This is a genomic window from Neorhizobium sp. BT27B (genome assembly GCF_050455485.1).
Lineage (GTDB): Bacteria > Pseudomonadota > Alphaproteobacteria > Rhizobiales > Rhizobiaceae > Neorhizobium.
The window spans coordinates 513,618-533,412 of sequence record NZ_JBCIYT010000001.1 but is presented as its reverse complement, the minus strand read 5'-3'; the positions used below and the strand labels follow the sequence as shown (position 1 = coordinate 533,412).

The window sequence follows — 19,795 nt, the reverse complement described above, 5'->3', positions numbered from 1 at the left end:
ACGGGTTGTGAAAACCCCGAAACCCTTGACTTGCAAGGCCGGAATGTGAATGGAGAGGCAAATTCAGGGAAAGGAAACGACCCCAATGAGCACCTCTGCGAGCATCGCATTCACATTTCCCGGCCAGGGCAGCCAGGCCGTCGGCATGGGCAAGGATCTTGCCGACGCCTTTCCGGAAGCCCGCGCGGTTTTCCAGGAAGTCGATGACGCGCTTGGCCAGAAGCTGTCCGAGATCATGTGGAATGGCCCGGAAGACACGCTGACGCTGACCGCCAATGCGCAGCCCGCGCTGATGGCGGTTTCGATCGCGGCTCTTCGCGTTCTCGAAGCGCGTGGCCTCGATCTGAAGAGCCATGTCGCTTTTGTCGCCGGCCACTCGCTCGGCGAATATTCCGCACTCTGTGCCGCCGGCACTTTCTCGCTGGCCGATACTGCCCGTCTTCTACGCATCCGTGGCGATGCCATGCAGTCGGCAGTTCCTGTCGGCGAAGGCGCCATGGCGGCGATCATCGGCCTCGAGCATGGTGATGTCGAAGCCATCTGCGTTGCCGCCCGTGAAATCGGAATCTGCCAGATCGCCAACGATAATGGCGGTGGCCAGCTGGTCATTTCCGGTTCCAAGGCAGCCGTCGAAAAGGCGGCGGCTCTGGCAACAGAAAAGGGCGCTAAGCGCGCCATCATGCTTCCGGTCTCCGCACCCTTCCACAGCGACCTGATGGCGCCGGCGGCAATCGCCATGCGCCACGCGCTCGACAAGGTGGAAAAGCACAACCCGGTCGTCCCGGTCATCGCCAATGTGCGCGCCGCCCCGGTCTACGATGCCGACGAGATCGCCAACCTGCTCGTTACCCAGGTCACCGGTCAGGTGCGCTGGCGTGAGACGGTCGAGTGGTTCGGCGCCAACGGCATCACCACACTGTATGAAGTCGGTTCGGGAAAAGTGCTCACCGGCCTTGCCCGCCGCATCGACAAGAATATTTCCGGCGTTGCCGTGAATGCACCGGCCGATATCGACGCGGCCATCGCCGCCATTCTCGGCTGATATTGCGAGCTAGTAGGGAGTAGCGAATAGCGAATGGTTTTTCGCCTCGCTGATGCCGCTTTCTACTCGCTATTCGCCATTCTCTATTCGCTCTCAAAAGAGGAACGAACAATGTTTGATCTGACCGGCCGCAAGGCCCTCGTGACCGGCGCGACCGGTGGCCTCGGTGAAGAAATCGCCCGCATGCTGCATGCACAGGGCGCCATCGTCGGCCTGCACGGCACCCGCGTCGAAAAGCTGGAAGCCCTGGCTGCCGATCTCGGCGAGCGCGTCCACATCTTTCCTGCCAACCTTTCCGACCGCGCTGAAGTCAAGGCGCTCGGCGAAAAGGCTGAAGAGGTTCTCGGCGGCGTCGATATCCTCGTCAACAATGCCGGCATCACCAAGGATGGCCTGTTCGTGCGCATGTCCGACGAGGACTGGGATGCGGTTCTGGAAGTGAACCTTACCTCCGTCTTCCGCCTGACGCGCGAACTGACGCATCCGATGATGCGCCGCCGCCATGGCCGTATCATCAACATCACCTCGATCGTCGGTGTCACCGGCAATCCGGGTCAGGCAAATTATTGCGCTTCCAAGGCCGGCATGATCGGCTTTTCCAAGTCGCTGGCGCAGGAAATCGCCACGCGCAACGTCACGGTCAACTGCGTGGCTCCGGGCTTCATCGAAAGCGCCATGACCGGCAAGCTGAACGACAAGCAGAAGGACGCCATCATGGGCGCCATCCCGATGAAGCGCATGGGCGCAGGATCGGACATCGCTGCTGCCGTTCTTTACCTCGCTTCCAACGAGGCAGGTTACGTCACCGGCCAGACGCTGCACGTCAACGGTGGCATGGCAATGATCTAATCGGTTCGCGGGCGGCGTCCGTCCAATGCTGCAATTGCCTGTATACGGGTAACATCCCGTTGAGATTCTGGCTTTGCGGCGGGCGGAAACCGTGTTAAGCGGGCCATTGACTGTGATCAGTCGTCCCGTATTGAAGGCGGCCACGCGGAACTTTAATCGCGTCCGGTGAAGCCTCAAGCGGGAAAGCGGGTTTGCCCTCGGCGCTGTCCTATCCGGCGGCGGCCTCGGGTTTCAACAGGGTGCGGATGCCTTGATGGCTCCGATAAGATAAAGGTCGAGGAAACCGACATGAGCGATATCGCAGAACGCGTAAAGAAAATTGTTATTGATCATCTCGGCGTTGATGCCGACAAGGTTGTCGAAGGCGCAAGCTTCATCGACGATCTGGGCGCGGACTCGCTCGACACCGTCGAACTGGTCATGGCTTTCGAAGAAGAGTTCGGCGTTGAAATCCCGGACGACGCTGCTGACTCGATCCTCACCGTCGGCGACGCTGTGAAGTTCATCGAGAAGGCCCAGGCCTGATCCGATAACGTTATATTCGGGAGAAGCCGGTAACGGCTATCTCCCATGGCGGCCCGGCATGTTCGGGCCGTTTCAGTATTATCGACTAGAAAAATGAATAGGGTGGGGCGCTGGCATGAGGCGTGTCGTTATCACCGGTACCGGCATGGTATCTCCTCTTGGTTGCGGAACAGAAGTTAGCTGGTCCGCCATTTTGAACGGTCAGAACGGGGCACGCCTCGTTACAGAATTCGAAGTCGAAGACCTGCCCGCAAAGATCGCCTGCCGCATTCCGGTCGGTGACGGTTCCAACGGCACCTACAATGCCGACGACTGGATGGAACCCAAGGATCAGCGCAAGGTCGATCCATTTATCGTTTATGGCGTTGCAGCCGCCGACATGGCGCTCGCTGATGCCGGCTGGCACCCGCAGACCGACGAAGACCAGATCGCCACCGGCGTTCTGATCGGCTCGGGTATCGGCGGTCTCGAAGGCATTGTCGAAGCCGGCTATACGCTGCGCGACAAGGGCCCGCGCCGCATCTCACCATTCTTCATTCCGGGACGCCTGATCAACCTCGTCTCCGGACAGGTTTCGATCAAGCACAAGCTGCGCGGCCCCAACCATGCTGTCGTCACGGCCTGCTCGACCGGCGCACATGCGATCGGCGATGCTGCCCGCATGATTGCCTTCGGCGATGCCGAGGTGATGGTTGCCGGTGGTGCCGAATCCCCGATCTGCCGCATCTCGCTGGCCGGCTTTGCCGCCTGCAAGGCGCTGTCGACCGAATATAACGACGATCCGCAGCGCGCCTCGCGCCCGTATGACCGCGACCGTGACGGTTTCGTCATGGGTGAGGGCGCCGGCATCGTTGTTCTGGAAGAACTTGAACACGCCAAGGCGCGTGGTGCAAAGATCTATGCCGAAGTTGTCGGTTACGGCATGTCGGGTGATGCTTTCCACATCACTGCGCCTTCGGAAGATGGCGACGGCGCTTTCCGCTGCATGACCATGGCGCTGAAGCGCGCCGGTCTTGGCGCGTCCGATATCGACTACATCAACGCCCACGGCACCTCGACCATGGCCGACACGATCGAACTCGGCGCCGTCGAGCGTCTGGTCGGCGACAGTGCGTCGAAGATTTCCATGTCATCCACCAAGTCGGCAACCGGCCATCTTCTCGGTGCCGCCGGTGCGATCGAGGCGATCTTTTCGGCGCTGGCGATCCGCGACAACATCGCGCCGCCGACGCTCAACCTCGACAATCCCGATGTCGAGACGAAGATCGATCTGGTGCCGCACAAGGCGCGCAAGCGTGATATCAACGTGGCGCTGTCCAACTCCTTCGGTTTCGGCGGCACCAATGCGTCGCTGGTATTGAAGCGCTACGAGGCCTGATAACAAGGCTGTTAACGAGGCGGGTCCTTGCTCTGGGCTTGCCTTCTGAACCTGTTTTTGCCGCATTGCCGGGTCACACCGGCAATGTTTCTGAACTCAGAAGGGAGTGCCGGTGAGCGACACCAACCATAGCAGCGAAATGCCCTCCGGTCGCGGAGCGTATGGCACTGGAAACGGCCCGATCATTCCGAAGTCGCCCAACGAGGCGCTGAAGCCTGAACGCGTGCCCGATCCGCCGAAGCGATCGAAGAAGGCGCGCAGCCAGCTGGTGATCTTCCTCAACTTCGTCATGACCATGGCGGTCGCGGCCTGCATCGTTGGTGCCGGCGGCTTCTATTATGTCATGACCACCTATTCCGATCCGGGTCCGCTGCAAACCAACACGCATTTCATCGTGCGTGATGGCGCAGGCGTGTCGGCGATTGCCGACAGCCTCGAGCGCAACAGCATCATTTCTGACGCCCGCATCTTTCGTTATGTCACGCCCACCTATCTGGAAGGCGGCAAGACACTGAAGGCCGGTGAATACGAGATCAAGGCCGGCGCCTCGATGAAGGAAGTCATGGAACTGCTGGAATCCGGCAAGTCCATTCTTTATTCCGTGTCGATGCCGGAAGGCCTGACCGTGCAGCAGATGATGAAGCGTCTGCTGGAGGATCCGATCCTCGAAGGCGAGCTTCCGCAGGAACAGCCGCCGGAAGGTTCGTTGCGCCCGGATACCTACAAGTTTTCACGCGGCACCAAGCGTAACGAAATCATGGCGCAGATGCGCGCCGCCCAGGAACGCCTGATCGACCAGGTCTGGGAAAAACGCGACACCGACCTGCCGGTCAAGACCAAGCAGGAATTCGTGACGCTCGCCTCGATCGTCGAAAAGGAAACCGGCAAGGATGACGAGCGCGCCCATGTCGCCTCGGTGTTCATCAACCGCCTCAACCGCGGCATGCGCCTGCAATCCGACCCGACCATTCTTTATGGCCTGTTCGGTGGTGCCGGCCGTCCGGCCGATCGTCCGATCTACCGTTCGGATATCGACAAGGAAACGCCCTACAATACCTACCACATCAAGGGCCTGCCGCCGACGCCGATCGCCAATCCGGGCCGTGCTGCTCTTGAGGCTGTCGCCAATCCGTGGCGCACCAAGGATCTGTATTTCGTTGCCGATGGCACCGGCGGTCATGTGTTTGCTCAGACGCTGGACGATCACAACGCCAATGTCCGTCGCTGGCGACAGGTCCAGGCACAGCGCTCCAACAGCACGCCTTCCGACGAAATCGTCGATGGCCAGCCCGATGGCGCCGACGCCGAAAGAGCGCCGAGAAGCAATTAACGCCAGCAGGATGGCGTTTCAGGAAAGGCAGAAAGCGGCATGAGCCTCCAGTCGATGACGGGTTTCGCACGCAGTGAAGGCACCAGCGGTCGCACCCGCTGGGCCTGGGAACTGCGCTCGGTAAACGGCAAGGGGCTGGATTTGCGCCTGCGTCTTCCGTCGGGTTTCGAGCGTCTGGAAGTGCCGGTGCGGGCTGCCGTGCCGGCTCGTTTCAGCCGTGGCAATATCCAGGCCAACCTGTCGATTACCGTCGCCGAGGCGAAGGTGGAGGCGGTGCTGAACCGCGATGCGCTTAACGCAATTCTGGGCCTGCGCGCCGAACTCGGCGATCTGGTCGATCCGTCGCCACTGCGGCTCGACACGCTGATGTCGATCCGCGGCCTCGTCGATATCCGCGAGGCGGAAGAGGGAGCTGACGCGACGCAAGCGCTCGACCGCGAAATCATGGCCGGCCTCGACGTCGCGCTCAATGCGCTGACCGAGATGCGCGTCAGCGAGGGCGCATCGCTCGGTGCCGTGCTGCAGGATCATGTCCACACCATCGCGGCCCTGACGAAGACCGTGGAAGCAGATCCATCCCGCAGCCCGGACGAGATTGCCCGCAAGCTTGCCCTTCAGGTGGCGGCGTTGATGGACGGCGCATCCTCGCTCGACCGCGAAAGGCTGTATGCGGAAGCTGCCATCCTTGCCACCAGGGCCGATCTGCGCGAAGAGATCGACAGGCTGGCTGCGCATGTCGTTGCCGCCACCGAATTGCTGACAAAAGGCGGTCCCGTGGGCCGTCGCCTGGATTTCCTTGCACAGGAATTTAACCGGGAATCGAATACCATCTGTTCGAAATCGAATTCGGCAGCCGTGACGGCCGCCGGCATCGAGTTGAAGGTCGTGATCGACCAGTTCCGCGAACAGGTTCAGAATCTGGAGTGATAGATGAGCCCGGCCCCTTCGAGCGCTAAAGTGAACAACCCTGCCAAGATCGCCCGACGTGGCCTGATGCTGGTTCTGTCCTCGCCCTCGGGCGCAGGCAAATCCACCATCGCCCGTAACCTGCTGGAATCCGATCCGAGCCTGGAAATCTCCGTCAGCGTGACGACGCGCCAGCGTCGCCCCAGCGAGATCGCCGGAAAGCACTACCACTTCATCAGCGTGCGTGAATTCGAGCGCCTGCGCGATAGCGACAGCCTGCTGGAATGGGCGGAAGTGCACGGCAATTTCTACGGCACGCCACGCGAGCCGGTGGAAACGGCGATGTCCGAAGGCCGCGACATGCTGTTCGACATCGACTGGCAGGGTGCCCGCCAGCTGCAGGAAAAGATGTCCGCCGACGTGGTTTCCATCTTCGTGCTGCCGCCGACCATGACCGAGCTGCAGTCGCGCCTGCATCGCCGCGCCGAAGACAGTGAAGAGGTTATCCGCACGCGCCTGCTGAACTCCCGTTCGGAGATCGAGCACTGGCGCGAATACGATTACGTCATCGTCAACGACGATCTCGACGAGGCATTCCGCAACGTCAACTGCATCGTCAACGCCGAACGCGTCCGTCGCGACCGCCGCCACGGCCTGTTCGATTTTGTCGGCAATCTGCTGACGGAAGAGCCGGCGCTCTGAGGCGCAGATAGCAACATCTCCCGACGGATTGAAAAGACCCGAGACCGGATGCGGTTTCGGGTCTTTTTTTCAATTCAGATGCCGCAGCTTGTCCGGGTTGCGCATCACATAGATCGCGGTGATCTTGCCGTCACTGATGTCGAGCGCCGTCGTCTGTAGCTCGCCATCAGCCTCTCGGGTGACAAAGCCCGGCAGGCCGTTGATAAGACCGGTGCGGATGAGGGTCGAACCGTGTTTTTCGAACAGGGCCGAAAGGTTGCGGTGAAGCGTGAAGACATCCTCGAAGCCGAATACAGGCCTCAGTGCCGCATAACGCTTGCCGCCGCCATCCGAATGAAGGCTGACATCCGCCGCCAGCATCGCACCAAGCGTTTTCATGTCGCCGGTGCGTGAGGCGGTGAAGAAGGCTTGCGCCAGCTCCAGGCCGCGCACCTTGTCCACCTGAAAGCGGCTTCGCGTTTCCCTGACATGGGTTCTGGCGCGCGCTGCCAGTTGACGGCAGGCCGCCGTATCGCGCTCGATTGTGGTGGCCACTTCCTCGAAGGCCAACCCGAAAACGTCATGCAGCAGGAAGGCGGCGCGCTCCAGCGGGGAGAGGCGTTCCAGTGCCAGCATCAGCGGCAGGCTCACGTCCTCCGGTTCTTCCTCATCCTGCATGATGGGATCGGGCAGCCACGGCCCGATATAGGTCTCGCGCTGATGCCGTGCGGATTTCAGCTGGTCGAGGCAGAGCCGCGTTACCGTGCGGCGCAGAAACGCTTCCGGCTCGAGCACGGAGGCGCGATCGGCCCTCATCCAGCGGATGAAGGCCTCCTGAACCATGTCCTCAGCATCGGCCACCGAACCGAGCATGCGGTAGGCTACGCGGACCAGCTTTGGCCGCAGCGGGTCGAAACTCGCTGCCGCGTCATCCAGGGCCTGGTTGTGGCCGAAGGTTTCCATCAGGCTGCCTGTGCCGCCGGTTCGATCCACAGGTCGAACCCGACGGCCAGCCGGTTCCAGCCATTGATGACATTGATCATCAGGGTCAGTTTCACCTGTTCCTCCTGCGTGAACTGCTCGGCAAGTGCCGTATAGGCTTCGGCATGGCTGTGACCTTGCGAAAGACGCGTCAGCGCTTCCGTCCAGCCTAGCGCGGCCCGTTCGCGACCGGAATAGCAGGGAGCCTCGCGCCATGCGGAAAGCAGGTAGATGCGCTGTTCGGTCTCGCCCTTGGCGCGGGCTTCCACCGTGTGCATGTTGATGCAGTTGGCGCAGGCATTGATCTGGGAGGAGCGGATTTTCACGAGTTCGATGAGCGTCGGCTCAAGGCTGGCGGCGGCATCGAGCGACACGGCCATCCACTTCTTCATCAAAGCGGGGGCGGCGGCAAAGACATCGAGTTTGGCGGGCATGAGTGCGTATCCTTCTGTTGGGTTACGACACCATGACGAGCGGCTTTTTGCCGATGTGACATGCGGGCGGAATTTTTTCTGAAATCCGCAGTTTTTGCAAGGCGCGGTTCGGCGAGGGTTGCCTTACAGGCAGTTCGCCAGCGTCACGAATTCTTCCACCGACAGCGTCTCGGCTCGCCGCTGCGGGTCGATGCCGGCCTTGGCGAGCAGTGTTTCTCCGCCCAGCGATTTGACGCTCTGTCGCAGCATTTTTCGACGCTGACCGAAGGCCGCAAGCGTGACGCGCTCCAGCCTGGCGAGATCGCAGGGCAGGGGCTGCGCCTTCGGGGTGAGATGCACCACCGTCGACGTCACCTTCGGCGGTGGTGAGAAGGCTGAGGCCGGCACGTCGAACACCAGTTCGGAATCCGCACGCCATCCTGCCAGCACCCCGAGGCGGCCGTAATGGTTGTCGTTTTCCTGCGCCACGATGCGCTGGCCAACTTCCTTCTGGAACATCAGTGTCAGCGACTGCCAGAAGGGCGGCCATTCGTTCGGCACCAGCCAGTTCACCAGCAATTGCGTGCCGACATTATAGGGCAGGTTGGCGATGATCTTGACCGGTCCGCCCTCGGATTTCTCCGCCGCCAGCGCGGCAAAATCGGTCTTCAGCGCATCGCCCTCGATCACTTCGAGGCGACCGGGATAATAGCTCTCGATTTCGGCAAGCGCCGGCAGGCAGCGGCTGTCGCGCTCGATGGCGATTACCTTTTTTGCGCCGAGCGCGAGAATGGCACGTGTCAGGCCACCGGGGCCGGGGCCAACCTCGAACACGGTGACACCTTCCAGAGAACCGGCCGAGCGGGCGATCTTCTGGGTCAGGTTCAGGTCGAACAGAAAATTCTGGCCGAGCGCCTTCTTGGCGTTCAGTTCAAAACGCTGGATGACGTCGCGAAGGGGGGGCAGGCCGTCGAGTGTGGCCATCAGGATGCGTTTCCGGAATGCTGCGCCAGTTCGCTGGCAAGTTTCAATGCGGCGATCAGGCTGGTCTCGCGGGCAATGCCCTTGCCGGCCAGTCCGAAGGCGGTGCCGTGGTCCGGCGAGGTGCGGATGAAGGGCAGGCCGAGCGTGACATTGACCGAATCGTCGAAGCCGAGCGCCTTGGCCGGGATCAGCGCCTGATCGTGATACATGCAGATCGCCACGTCGTAACGGCCGCGCGCCTCGTCATGGAACATCGTATCGGCCGGCAGGGGGCCAAAGGCGTTGATGCCTTCGCCCCGCAGGCCGGCGATGGCGGGCGCGATGATGTCGCGGTCCTCTACACCCATCGTGCCATCCTCGCCCGCATGCGGGTTGAGGCCGGCGACGGCCAGGCGCGGGCTGGCGATGCCAAAACGTTTCCTGAGGTCGGCATGGGCCACGCGGCAGGTCTCGACGATCAGATCGTGGGTGAGAGCTGCGGGAATGTCCTTCACCGGGATGTGGATCGTCACCGGGATGGCCCGCAGTTTTGGCCCGGCGAGCATCATTACCGGCAGAACCTCACGTCCTGTGGCACGACGTGCGAGCTCGGCCAGAAACTCGGTATGTCCGGGAAATTTGAAGCCGGACTCATAGAGAACCGATTTGGCGATCGGATTGGTCACCACGGCTGCGGTCTCACCGGAAAGGCTGAATTTGACGGCGGTCTCGATGGCGGCGATCGTCGAGGCGGCTGTCGCCACATGCGGCTGACCGGCGGCAACATCGAAGCCGACACCTATCGGCAGCACGGGCAGCGCATCCTGAAAGATGCCGGAAGCAGAGGCCGCATCCGTCTCGCGGATCGGCACGTCGAAGCCGATGATGCGCGCGCGGGCGGCAAGAACAGCGGGATCGCCAATGTAGAGAAAGGGGTGCAGGCCATGCTGGTTGCGTACAGACCAGACGGCAAGCGCCAGGTCAGGGCCGATACCGGCGGGATCGCCCTGTGTCAGTGCGAGAGGGCGATCGATCTGTGTCATGCTGTCTTGGCCTGCCTTCAGGGGTATGAGATCTGCGCCTGCTTGCGCAGTTCGTCGACATATTTCTTGTCGTTCGGGTCTTCACCCGTCTTTTCCGCCTTGCCGAGATCTTCGGCACGGAACACCACTTCGGCAGCCACATCGTCGGATACCTGACGCTGGTTGCAGATCGCCAGGAACTCGACGCCCTTTTCGGTGATACGTGGCTCTGTCGTGCCACCGGAGGCCTTCTCAACCAAAGGCTTCCAGTCGGCCGGCAGTTCCGGCAGCATGATGCGGCCGAGCGGCTTCACAGAAACGTCGAGCATGGAAGCGGCGAAGGTCTTTGCTTCCTCGCAGCCGGGGAATTTCGAGCGCGAAGCCTTCGCTTCCGCCATGCGCTTGTTGAGGATCGACTTGCGCTTGGCTTCCGGCACCACGAAAATGACCTGCTGCAGGAAATATTCGGTCGTCACCGGCTTCTGGCCGCCTTCGGCCATGCGCTTGACGAGTTCTTCGTTGGACATGCGACCGCTTCTGCCGCCGGAAAAACGGGCATTGACGACGCGTGGCCAGCTCATCTGCACGGCGATAAACGCCTTGAAATGGTCTACGCCGACGCCAGCCTGATTGAGAACCTGTCCCATCTGCTGCGGCGACATCTTGTTGCTGGCGGCAAAACGCGCGAACGACTTGTCCACATCGTCGGTGCTGACAGACATCTTGACACGCGCGACCTCTTCACGCTTCAGGACTTCGTCCACCAGCTGTTCGCGCGCCATCTTTTTCAGGTCGCCCTTGGCGCGCTGGAGCCGAAGGAAGGCAGCGCGGCGCGCAACGTCATTGGAGGTGATCGGCACCTTGTTGACGACGGCCGCAACTTCGCTTGCTGCCTGCACGGTCGTCATTGCCGGCTGTATGACGACGGAAGCCGCCAAAACCGCAAATGCCGTCATCGTTGTCCGCAAAGCTCGACCAGCGACCATCATGCCATCCCTTTCACGCTAACGCGGGCCACCGGCCCGTCTGCGACCCCATATCACAACAGCCACCCGATTGTACAACGCATGCGGCGAAACAATGACGCTCCGCCGCACGATCGTGTGTTTGATCAATCAATTGGTATCGTCGAGATCCGTCGAGCCGATTTCGATGTCACCCAGCGTCCTGAAGGTCAGGCGCGCGGTGATCGCCCAGTCACTTGCCGTCGTGCTGTTGGGCTCGTCGTTATAGGCAACCGTGAAGATCGTGCATTCGTCGGCATAGGTGAAGCCCAGTGCACGACGGATGACTTCCTCATCCTTCAGATCCCAGGTCGCCGTACCGGCAATCGACCAGTTCTCGTTGACACGAACGCTGGCGGCTGACTGGAGGTATTCACCTGACTTGGTTGCGCCGTAATCCGGCTGCGGCTCGATCTGGGTGTAGATCATGCTCGCCGAAAAGCGCGGCTGCGAATAGCTGACCGAAGCATCGGTGCGCTGCAGGTCGAAATTGTTGTTGTCGAAGCGGCCCTGGGCAGCAACGGTCAGGCCCTGCGGCAGGTCGACGGCAGCCATGGCGACATAGTCAGACGTGTCGCTTTCGAGGCCGGAATAGGCACCGGCGCTCACAAGGTCGGCGCTGGCATAGGAATTTTCACCGGCCAGATGATAGGACTGACCGAAGATGCCGCGCAGGCCGATGCCGTTGTCGAACGAACCGGTATAACGCACGCCGACATTGGCACGCGTGCCGCCTTCGATACGGTCGTAGCCGGAGAACTTGTCGCGTTCGAACAGGTTGCTGGCGTCATAGACCATGCTCTGCGCGTCTTCGTTCGGCAGACCGCCGGCCTTCTGCTCGTTATTGCGAACGAATAGCTGGGCGATCGGCTCGAGCACATGGCTGCTATTGGCCGTCGTCATCAGGATCGGATAGCGGGCTTCGAGGCCGAGCGTCGCCATGTAGCGAGACGCCGAGCTGGAATCGTCGAAATTGCCGTTGTAGGCGATCCCGCCCGGATTGGCGGCGTCATAATAGGTCGGCGAAGACGCCGTATGGCGACCGATGTCACCACGTAACGCGGCCAGCGGCGTGATGAGCAGGCCATTTTCCATATTGTAGGTGCGTTTCCATTCCACTTCGGTGGTCAGGCGGCTGTAGCTGCCTTCCAGACCACGAAAACGCGGCACGTTGGAGCCGGGTTCGAGGTAGAAATCGTCCTTGCGGCGCGAAATATTGGTCAGGTTCATGTTGACCGAAAGTTCGCCGCCGGCCACTGGCTCAGGCGCGATATAGCGGTAGTCCATGGACGGATAGACGATCGCCTGCTTGCGCTCGGTATCGGAATTGTCGGCCAGATCCTGAATGTCGAAATAATAGGCGCTCAGGTCGAAGTAGTTGCGCTCGCCAAGGCCGCGCAGATAGACTTCATTCGTGTAGACGTCGTCGTTGACGCCGTTCAGATCATAGGTGTTGGAAAAGTTGTTGTCGCTCTGGAGCATGGCCTTCCAGCCAAAGGTCCAGCGCGGATTGATCTGGAACTCGCCCTTGCTGGCGACCATCAGACGTTGGTCGTTATTGCTGTCGGCGGTATTTGCGTCGAAGCCGCCGGAGTCCTTCTGGTCGATCCAGCCGAATCGCAGGATGTGCGAACCGGTCTCGAAGCGATTGCGCACTTCACCCTGAACCAGCAATCCCTGACTGGAATAATAGGTCGGGCTGAGGGTCGCATCCATGCTCGGCGAGAACACATGATAGTACGGAACAGTCAGGCCAAAACCCAACTTGTCGTCCATGCTCATGCGCGGGAACAGAAAGCCCGACTTGCGCTCGACCGTATGGTCCGGGACTTCGATGAAGGGCAGGTAGCCGATCGGCATGCCGAAAAGTTCGAAACGGGCGTTTTCGAGCCGGATCGTCTTCTTCTCGCCGTTCTGGATGACGCGCTGCGCCTTGACCTGCCACAGCGGTGCCTTGCCGGGCTTGGCGACGCAGGGAAGACAAGCGGTATAGACGCCGTTGTGCAGCACCATCAGTTCGCCCGGCAGGCGTTCGGCGCTTTCGCCGGCCATGCGTGTATTGTCGGGCGTTTCCACCCGCAGCGAGTTGATGAAACCCTGACCGAAATCGTCGGTCACATCCAGCTGTTCGGCATAAACGCGGTTGCCGTCCGGATCGATCAGTTCGATGTCGCCATTGGCCATGACGCGGCCGGTAGCCTGATCGTATTCGACCCGCTGCGCGACCATGCGATAGCGGTTGTAATAAATCTGCACGCCGCCGGTGGCGGTGACCTTCTGAGCGTCCTTGTTATAGGTAAGCTCGTTCGACCGCAGCAGCATTTTTGCGCCGTCGGCGACCTCTGGGGCAGGGGTCTGTGCATATGAAATAGTCGGGGGAGCAATAGCGATTGCGCACACGGCGACGCCTGTCAGCAGGGCCGTGCAAAGCCGTCTGATATTCCCGCGGTCTGTTACCGCCACTAGCCATCCTCCTGATGAAGCAGAATTGTTGCCCCCAACGCCATGGCCACGATCACCGGGATCCAGACAGCGACGAAAGGAGGAACCACCCCGCTGCTACCGAATGCCTTCACGAGTACCGTGACGACATAAAGCACGAAGCCGCAAACTATGCCACCGAGAATCACCGAGCGCGACTGCGCCATACGGCTAAATTTCAGTGAAACGGTAGCGGCAATCAGTGTCATTGCTACCAGAAGAAGTGGCAATGAAAGCAGGGAGTGAAATTGCGTTTCGAGACCTTTGGTCGAAATACCGAATGAGCGGGCGACTTCGATCTTTTCGGAAAGATCAAAGAAAGCAACGTTTTCGGGCTTCTCAAGGCTCTCTTGAAGAAATTCCTGTTTGATATTGGTACGAACCTGTGCGGTCTCGACACGGGCAGGCGGCACGTCGGATCGCGTTTCCAGCACGTTGTTAAGAAGCCAGTAACCATCTTCCAATTTGGCCGTCGCTGCGTCCTGTCTCAGGATGACACGAGCGTCCTTGTCGAAATGGAACAACACGACATCGACCATAGTCAGCGTATCTTGCTGGAAGCTTTTGGCGCCAATGACGGTGTCTTCGCCGTCGCTGATCTGGCGGATCCACGGCAGGAAGTTGGAGGCGCGTGCCTGGCCGCTGGTTTCGCGCCAGGTCGATTCGAGCGAGGTCGACTGTTTCAGGCCCCAGGCGGAGAGGGGGCTGATGACGCCGATCGTAAACACGCCGAGCAGAAAGGCGCCGGCAACGAACGGCATGGCAAATTGCCAGACCGAGAGGCCTGCTGCGCGCGTCACCACCAGTTCGGAGCGGCGATTGAGCGCGATCAGCGTCGTCATGCCGATGAACAGCGACAGGGTCGGGATCGTCTGCTGCAGGATGGACGGCACACGCATGGCGGTGATGCCGAGCGCGCCATACAGCGTATAGCTGGCGAGTGCCGACATGCGGCGGTTGGTCTCGCTGAAGTCGGCAAGGAAGATGATCGCCGAAACGCCAAGGAAGAACCACATCGCGGTGATGAGGTAACGCTTGAAGAAATAACGGCCGAGCGTGGAGAACAGCATCATGCGCCTCCCGTCTTGGAGCGAATAGCGACAACGCGTTGCTGAAGCTTGCCGTAAAGCTTGCCGATTGCATCGTTCCAGGAATTGGGCAGCTTCAGCTGTCGGCGGCTCACAAGAAGGTAGGTGGCAAAAAGACCAGGCAGGACAGGCGGCGCATAGACCATCCACATGTTGGCGTTCGTATTCTTCGCCATGTTCGTCAAGGAGAAGCCGAGCCAGCGCATGGTGAAGGCAATGATCAGCGCCAGCACCATCGGGTGCATTCTGGCGCGACGATGCGAGCGTGCACCGCCAACGATAACCAGCGCAATCAGCGCGTAGGAAATCGGATAGATCCAGTCGGAAAAGCGACGGTGCAGTTCGGCATGGAAGCTGCCGGGCATATCCATGTAATATTTGTCCGTCGGATCCGGCTTCAGCAGGAATTCGAGACTGCGGTCGGCGGCGTAGACGGGCGCACGTCCGGTCGATTCGGCCATGGAGGACAGGTCGAAGGCGTAGGACAGGAACTTGATCACCGATACACGGCCGTCCGGCGTCTTGCGGTGAACCTCACCGTTGCGCATGGTCAGCGTCGTTCCGGCATCGTCGATCGAGCCTTCGCGCGCATAATAGATCATTTCGAAATTCGGGTCGCGGTAATCGACAAGGAACAGACCCATCAGGATGCGGCCGGAATGGCGCTCCGAGATCTGAACGTAAAGGTCCTTCTCGATGCTGCGGAAGGTCTTTTCTTCAATTACCGAGCCCAAGAGATCGGCATAGGCTTCGGCGACCATTTCGCGGGCTTTGACGCGGGCCGGCGGCTCAACGAAATTTGTGACGACAAACGAAAACAGGGCAGCGAGGGCTGCAAGCAGCAGCACCGGTTTGTAAAGCACGGTGCGCGGCGAACCGGCGGCATCGATAACCGCAAGTTCCGAATCGTTGTTCATCGCATTGAGCGTCTGGGTGATGCCGATCACGAGGGCGAAGGGCATGACAACAGGAATGATGGTCGGCAGGATGAACGATGCGAGCGTCGCAAACGAACCCATCGACTGGCCGGTATCGGTCACGAGGTTGATTCGTCCCAGCACCTGGATGGTCCAGATGATCGCCAGGATTGGCAGCAGCGTGGCCAGAAACATTTGGAACGTACGCTGCAATATATAGGACTCGATAAGCTTCATGCCGACCTGATGATGACTCGATACGCCTGTCAGCGTCGCCAAGCTCTACGAGATTAGAGCGCCGATGGCGACAACCATTTGTTCACAAAGCTGTCGAATGAATACGTTTTTTTTCGTTCTGTGTCATTTCGAAATACGCCGTGACACCGGCATAGACGACGGCCGACAACAGGAAGCCAAGCAGCGCATCGGAGAAATAATGCCCTCCGAATGAAACGCGCAACGCTGGTGAAGCCAGCGTGATGGCAAGCAGAGGAGGGGCAACAACTGCTCTGTAGCGCGCCGGCAACATAAAGATCAGGCATGCGACCCAACCCGCACCTGCAGCTTCGCCGGAAACGAAGGAGCAGTTGGTGTAACAGGAGCCATCGAAAGAGCCCGCGGCGGAAAACAGTCGCTGACCGCCGAACATATCGGTTTCATAAGGCCGTGGCCGGCCGGAAATAGATTTGAGGATGAGATTGACGAGAATGTAGGGGCCGGAGATCAGCGCGATCAGCGCAATCCAGCATCGTCTGGTGGTGTCTACGCAGTAGGTTGCGCCATGATGCTGCAGATTGCGGACCAGCACGATGATCAGAACGACGGCAAAGAAGGCAGGCATGTAAAAAAACACGCGCCGCACGCCCTGAAGGCCCGAATCGTTCGCAAGCGGAAAGAAGCTGCATATGTCGGCAGTCTTGTTGGCGGCGATGCAACTGGAGGGGTCGAAAAAAGCCTTGGCTATCTCGACGTCGATCTGCGGAAATGCGTGAAACAGGGCCAACAGGCAGAACCAGAGCGTCGAAAGAATAAGGAACCAGCCTTTTGCGCCGGTCATCCACGAGCTATTGACCTTTGCTGGAGCGGAAAAGGCAAATGCCGGTCTCTTCGCTGGTGCTTGCTCCATGTGCCCCCGGTCGTTGCTATGTGGTCGCTTGTATAGATCCTAACTGCTAGTAGGGGTTGATGACAAGATTGAGACGGCGCTGTCGTGATTGGTTATGTTAACGACACAATCGGCGCTCTTGCATCACCTGCCAAAAAGGCCATGATCACGCCTTTTCGAGACCGCAAGGTCGCCTATCGAATTGCCTGTTTGAAGATTACCTACCGGAGAAGACATGCCCGCTAAATTCCAGATATCGTTTGCTAAAACGGCCCGCGCCGATGGCGGTGTCGCCATCCTTCTGAAACTTGCGGGCGATCAGCCGCCAGCCGGCGCTTCCGATGCCGATCCGGCCGGCATCTATGCAAAAGCCGCAAGCGTTGCCGAATTCAGCGGCAAGAATTCGAGCATTCTCGACATCGTTGCACCGCATGGGTCGCCTTTTGACAGAATTGCAGTGCTGGGTCTTGGCAAGCCGGCAGGGCTGGTCGCGTATGACTGGCTGCGTGTCGGTGGCATTGCTGCGGCCTCGGTGAAGACGGCTTCGAAGGTTGCAATCTATGTGGATGCGCCGGGCATTGCTGTGGATGGCGAGAAGGCTGCGAACGTGGCGCTCGGCATGCTGCTGCGCGCCTACAGTTTTGACAGCTACAAGACGAAAAAGAAGGGCGAAGAGGACGATAAGGCCGTCAAGACGGTGAACGTGACGATCGTCACTGCCGATCCTGCCGCCGCCAAGGCTGCCTTCGTCGCCGCGCAGGCGGTTGCCGATGGCGTCAACCTTGCCCGCGAACTCGTCAACCTGCCGCCCAACGTGCTCGGTCCTGTGGAATTTGCCGCAAAGGCAAAGGAACTGGAAAAGCTCGGCGTCGAGGTGGACATCCTCACCGAGAAGGAAATGAAGAAGCTCGGCATGGGCGCGCTTCTCGGCGTCGCACAAGGCTCGGTCAAGCCGCCGCGCATCGCCGTCATGCACTGGAAGGGCGGAAAGTCCAAGGAACAGCCGGTTGCCTTCGTCGGCAAGGGCGTCACCTTCGATACCGGCGGCATTTCCATCAAGCCGGGCGCCAGCATGGAAGACATGAAGGGCGATATGGGTGGCGCTGCCGCGGTGACCGGCCTGATGCACACGCTCGCCGCGCGCAAGGCCAAGGTCAACGCCATCGGCATTATCGGTCTCGTTGAAAACATGCCGGACGGCAATGCTCAGCGTCCGGGTGATATCGTCACCTCGATGTCCGGCCAGACGATCGAGATCATCAATACCGATGCCGAAGGTCGTCTCGTTCTGTGTGATGCGCTCTGGTATTGCAAGGAAACCTACAAGCCGCGCTTCATGATCAATCTGGCGACGCTGACCGGTGCGATCCTGGTGGCGCTCGGCAACCTGCATGCCGGCCTGTTTTCCAACAATGACGAGCTCGCGGGCCAGCTTCTGGCCGCCGGCGAAGAGAGCCAGGAAAAGCTGTGGCGCATGCCGCTGTCGAAGGATTACGACAAGATCATCGACTCGCGTTTTGCCGACATGAAGAACAGCGGCGGCCGCCATGCCGGTTCGATCACCGCTGCCCAGTTCCTGGCACGTTACGTCGGTGACACGCCCTGGGCGCATCTCGATATCGCCGGCACCGCCATGGGTTCACCGTCGAACGAGATCAACCAGTCCTGGGGTTCGGGTTACGGCGTGCGTCTGCTAGACCAGCTCGTCCGTACAAACTTCGAAGCCTGATCTCATGACCGATGTGCTGTTCTACCACCTGACCGATTCGAAGCTGGAAGAGGCGCTGCCGTCGCTTCTGGAAAAGAGTGTCGAGCGCGGCTGGAAAGTGGTGGTGCAGACCAGAGCCGAGGCGCGTCGGGATTTTCTCGACGCGCACTTATGGACCTTTCGCGATGACAGTTTTCTGCCGCATGGCACCGATGCGGCCGAGATGGCGGAGGCTCAGCCGGTGCTGATCACCGCCGAAAGCGGCAATGCCAATGGCGCCACCGTGCGCTTCGTGGTCGATGGCGCCGAGCCGCCGGCGCTCGATGCATACGAACGCGTCGTCTTCATGTTCGACGGTTATGACAGCGAACAGCTGGAGGGCGCCCGCGCCCAGTGGAAGCAGCTGAAAGGTGAGGGCCATGCGCTCACCTATTGGCAGCAGCAGGAAGGCCGCTGGGTCAAGAAGGCCTGACCTGACCGCTTCTTACGATCGGTTGAAGGCTGCGTCCTGTGCGGCTGCAGCCGAAAGAAGCGGGCCGCGTTGCCCACCGTAACGCAACGAAACGACCTTATAACCCTCGGCTTTCAACTGCGTCAGCAATGCGGGCAGCATCGAAGCGGTGCGGTTGTGGATGTCATGCATCAGGATGATGCCACGGCCGTGGCGGCGCAGGTCAGCCATCGTGCGGGTCGCGACAGCGGCTGGCGAGACGCCAAAATAGTCTTTCGAATCGATCTGCACGTCGAGCACGACCATCCGGTTCTGGGCAACCCAGTGGCGCAACGTGCCGCTGTCGGAGAGATAGGGGAAGCGGAAGAAATTGGCGTCGGTGCGGGTAGCGGCCCTCACGGCATCGCGGCCGCGGTTGATCTCGGCAATCGCCTCATCGACGGCAAGCTTGCGCAGATCGGCATGGCGGAACGTGTGGCTGCCGATCGTATGGCCCGCATCCACCACTTGCCGGGCGATTTTCGGATAGGCTTTCGCCATCTCGCCGACCATCAGGAAGGTCGCCTTGACATGGAAATCATCCAGCGTCGCGAGAATGCGCTCGGTCTTTTTCGGCACCGGACCATCATCGAAAGTCAGCACGACTTCCTTGTCGCGCAGCTTGATGTCGGAAAGCGAGGTCACCGTCAGGTCGCGACCGGCAAGGCCACGCGGATTGCTCATCCGTCCCCAGGCGGCGGGCGTTAGCGCCACGGGCGATTTGGCATCATCCTTGGTCTGCAGCGGCCCGGTTGCGTTGCCGGCGGCAAAGGCGCTCTTCAGCGATCCACCCTCCGACGGCGGCTTGCCGGCGCAGGATGAAAGAAGGCAGGCGAAAGCAGCGGCGGCACACAGGACGCGAACGGGCATGAAGACTTCTCGATGACGGATGACACGGGAATCAGTGTGTCG

Annotated in this window: 19 protein-coding genes; 9 read left to right on the top strand and 10 right to left on the bottom strand. The window is 60.3% G+C overall.

Annotated elements, in window-relative coordinates; translation table 11 throughout:
* Nucleotides 1-85: 85 nt before the first annotated feature.
* From fabD to gmk, 7 genes are all read left to right on the top strand, one after another.
* Entirely contained in the window at nt 86-1,042 is a 957-nt protein-coding gene (fabD, locus tag AAIH70_RS02780) for an ACP S-malonyltransferase (RefSeq protein ID WP_132273073.1), read from the top strand.
* Between the two features lie 111 nt (nt 1,043-1,153).
* Nucleotides 1,154-1,891 carry a 3-oxoacyl-[acyl-carrier-protein] reductase gene (gene fabG, locus AAIH70_RS02775; RefSeq protein ID WP_132273074.1) on the top strand — a complete coding sequence of 246 codons (738 nt, stop codon included), beginning with the start codon at nt 1,154-1,156 and terminating at the stop codon, nt 1,889-1,891.
* Between the two features lie 288 nt (nt 1,892-2,179).
* Nucleotides 2,180-2,416, top strand: coding sequence for an acyl carrier protein (locus AAIH70_RS02770; protein WP_003502080.1), 237 nt, complete (start codon nt 2,180-2,182; stop codon nt 2,414-2,416).
* Nucleotides 2,417-2,531: 115 nt separating this feature from the next.
* Nucleotides 2,532-3,794, top strand: coding sequence for a beta-ketoacyl-ACP synthase II (gene fabF, locus AAIH70_RS02765; protein WP_132273075.1), 1,263 nt, complete (start codon nt 2,532-2,534; stop codon nt 3,792-3,794).
* A 112-nt stretch (nt 3,795-3,906) separates the two neighbouring features.
* The gene (gene mltG, locus AAIH70_RS02760) at nt 3,907-5,124 is read left to right on the top strand and encodes an endolytic transglycosylase MltG (protein WP_165931975.1); all 1,218 of its coding nucleotides are present in this window, start codon (nt 3,907-3,909) and stop codon (nt 5,122-5,124) included.
* A 39-nt stretch (nt 5,125-5,163) separates the two neighbouring features.
* Entirely contained in the window at nt 5,164-6,051 is an 888-nt protein-coding gene (locus AAIH70_RS02755; RefSeq protein WP_132273076.1) for a YicC/YloC family endoribonuclease, read from the top strand.
* Between the two features lie 3 nt (nt 6,052-6,054).
* Nucleotides 6,055-6,732, top strand: a complete 678-nt coding sequence (gene gmk, locus AAIH70_RS02750) for a guanylate kinase (RefSeq protein ID WP_132273077.1) — start codon at nt 6,055-6,057, stop codon at nt 6,730-6,732.
* Nucleotides 6,733-6,801: 69 nt separating this feature from the next.
* Here gmk and AAIH70_RS02745 read toward each other — a convergent pair whose 3' ends face one another.
* The 9 genes from AAIH70_RS02745 to AAIH70_RS02705 all read right to left on the bottom strand — a co-directional run bounded on the left by AAIH70_RS02745 (nt 6,802) and on the right by AAIH70_RS02705 (nt 16,637).
* The gene (locus tag AAIH70_RS02745) at nt 6,802-7,674 is read right to left on the bottom strand and encodes a sigma-70 family RNA polymerase sigma factor (protein ID WP_132273078.1); all 873 of its coding nucleotides are present in this window, start codon (nt 7,672-7,674) and stop codon (nt 6,802-6,804) included.
* The gene (locus tag AAIH70_RS02740) at nt 7,674-8,126 is read right to left on the bottom strand and encodes a carboxymuconolactone decarboxylase family protein (protein ID WP_132273079.1); all 453 of its coding nucleotides are present in this window, start codon (nt 8,124-8,126) and stop codon (nt 7,674-7,676) included. The genes AAIH70_RS02745 and AAIH70_RS02740 overlap by 1 nt, the downstream gene beginning before the upstream one ends.
* Before the next feature lie 123 nt (nt 8,127-8,249).
* A complete protein-coding gene (rsmA, locus tag AAIH70_RS02735) occupies nt 8,250-9,089 on the bottom strand; it encodes a 16S rRNA (adenine(1518)-N(6)/adenine(1519)-N(6))-dimethyltransferase RsmA (RefSeq protein WP_132273080.1) in 840 nt (279 codons plus the stop codon).
* Nucleotides 9,089-10,111, bottom strand: coding sequence for a 4-hydroxythreonine-4-phosphate dehydrogenase PdxA (gene pdxA, locus AAIH70_RS02730; protein ID WP_132273081.1), 1,023 nt, complete (start codon nt 10,109-10,111; stop codon nt 9,089-9,091). Before pdxA ends, rsmA begins: the two co-directional genes overlap by 1 nt.
* A gap of 17 nt (nt 10,112-10,128) precedes the next feature.
* Nucleotides 10,129-11,079 (bottom strand): peptidylprolyl isomerase, encoded by a 951-nt coding sequence (locus AAIH70_RS02725; protein WP_132273082.1) that lies wholly within the window; start codon nt 11,077-11,079, stop codon nt 10,129-10,131.
* A gap of 126 nt (nt 11,080-11,205) precedes the next feature.
* Complete coding sequence (locus AAIH70_RS02720; protein WP_132273083.1) at nt 11,206-13,557, bottom strand: LPS-assembly protein LptD; 2,352 nt, start codon at nt 13,555-13,557, stop codon at nt 11,206-11,208.
* On the bottom strand, nt 13,557-14,645 hold the full coding sequence (lptG, locus tag AAIH70_RS02715; protein ID WP_132273713.1) for an LPS export ABC transporter permease LptG: 1,089 nt from the start codon (nt 14,643-14,645) through the stop codon (nt 13,557-13,559). Before lptG ends, AAIH70_RS02720 begins: the two co-directional genes overlap by 1 nt.
* A complete protein-coding gene (locus AAIH70_RS02710; RefSeq protein ID WP_132273084.1) occupies nt 14,645-15,817 on the bottom strand; it encodes an LptF/LptG family permease in 1,173 nt (390 codons plus the stop codon). The genes lptG and AAIH70_RS02710 overlap by 1 nt, the downstream gene beginning before the upstream one ends.
* A gap of 82 nt (nt 15,818-15,899) precedes the next feature.
* On the bottom strand, nt 15,900-16,637 hold the full coding sequence (locus AAIH70_RS02705) for a phosphatase PAP2 family protein (RefSeq protein ID WP_165931976.1): 738 nt from the start codon (nt 16,635-16,637) through the stop codon (nt 15,900-15,902).
* A gap of 283 nt (nt 16,638-16,920) precedes the next feature.
* Here AAIH70_RS02705 and AAIH70_RS02700 point away from each other — a divergent pair, with 283 nt between their 5' ends.
* Both AAIH70_RS02700 and AAIH70_RS02695 read left to right on the top strand, forming a co-directional pair.
* Nucleotides 16,921-18,414, top strand: coding sequence for a leucyl aminopeptidase (locus tag AAIH70_RS02700; RefSeq protein ID WP_132273086.1), 1,494 nt, complete (start codon nt 16,921-16,923; stop codon nt 18,412-18,414).
* A gap of 4 nt (nt 18,415-18,418) precedes the next feature.
* Nucleotides 18,419-18,865 carry a DNA polymerase III subunit chi gene (locus AAIH70_RS02695; RefSeq protein ID WP_132273087.1) on the top strand — a complete coding sequence of 149 codons (447 nt, stop codon included), beginning with the start codon at nt 18,419-18,421 and terminating at the stop codon, nt 18,863-18,865.
* Nucleotides 18,866-18,877: 12 nt separating this feature from the next.
* On the opposite strand, the gene AAIH70_RS02690 is transcribed toward AAIH70_RS02695, so the two are convergent.
* Nucleotides 18,878-19,753 carry a polysaccharide deacetylase family protein gene (locus AAIH70_RS02690; RefSeq protein ID WP_132273088.1) on the bottom strand — a complete coding sequence of 292 codons (876 nt, stop codon included), beginning with the start codon at nt 19,751-19,753 and terminating at the stop codon, nt 18,878-18,880.
* Between the last annotated feature and the right edge of the window lie 42 nt (nt 19,754-19,795).

Coding starts and splice junctions, on each gene's coding strand:
- lptG (WP_132273713.1), bottom strand. CDS start 14,645: ATGCTGTTCTCCACGCTCGGCCGTTATTTCTTCAAGCGTTACCTCATC.
- fabF (WP_132273075.1), top strand. CDS start 2,532: ATGAGGCGTGTCGTTATCACCGGTACCGGCATGGTATCTCCTCTTGGT.
- fabG (WP_132273074.1), top strand. CDS start 1,154: ATGTTTGATCTGACCGGCCGCAAGGCCCTCGTGACCGGCGCGACCGGT.
- AAIH70_RS02695 (WP_132273087.1), top strand. CDS start 18,419: ATGACCGATGTGCTGTTCTACCACCTGACCGATTCGAAGCTGGAAGAG.
- AAIH70_RS02700 (WP_132273086.1), top strand. CDS start 16,921: ATGCCCGCTAAATTCCAGATATCGTTTGCTAAAACGGCCCGCGCCGAT.
- AAIH70_RS02755 (WP_132273076.1), top strand. CDS start 5,164: ATGAGCCTCCAGTCGATGACGGGTTTCGCACGCAGTGAAGGCACCAGC.
- AAIH70_RS02690 (WP_132273088.1), bottom strand. CDS start 19,753: ATGCCCGTTCGCGTCCTGTGTGCCGCCGCTGCTTTCGCCTGCCTTCTT.
- fabD (WP_132273073.1), top strand. CDS start 86: ATGAGCACCTCTGCGAGCATCGCATTCACATTTCCCGGCCAGGGCAGC.
- AAIH70_RS02740 (WP_132273079.1), bottom strand. CDS start 8,126: ATGCCCGCCAAACTCGATGTCTTTGCCGCCGCCCCCGCTTTGATGAAG.
- AAIH70_RS02745 (WP_132273078.1), bottom strand. CDS start 7,674: ATGGAAACCTTCGGCCACAACCAGGCCCTGGATGACGCGGCAGCGAGT.
- AAIH70_RS02725 (WP_132273082.1), bottom strand. CDS start 11,079: ATGATGGTCGCTGGTCGAGCTTTGCGGACAACGATGACGGCATTTGCG.
- rsmA (WP_132273080.1), bottom strand. CDS start 9,089: ATGGCCACACTCGACGGCCTGCCCCCCCTTCGCGACGTCATCCAGCGT.
- gmk (WP_132273077.1), top strand. CDS start 6,055: ATGAGCCCGGCCCCTTCGAGCGCTAAAGTGAACAACCCTGCCAAGATC.
- pdxA (WP_132273081.1), bottom strand. CDS start 10,111: ATGACACAGATCGATCGCCCTCTCGCACTGACACAGGGCGATCCCGCC.
- AAIH70_RS02705 (WP_165931976.1), bottom strand. CDS start 16,637: ATGACCGGCGCAAAAGGCTGGTTCCTTATTCTTTCGACGCTCTGGTTC.
- AAIH70_RS02770 (WP_003502080.1), top strand. CDS start 2,180: ATGAGCGATATCGCAGAACGCGTAAAGAAAATTGTTATTGATCATCTC.
- AAIH70_RS02710 (WP_132273084.1), bottom strand. CDS start 15,817: ATGAAGCTTATCGAGTCCTATATATTGCAGCGTACGTTCCAAATGTTT.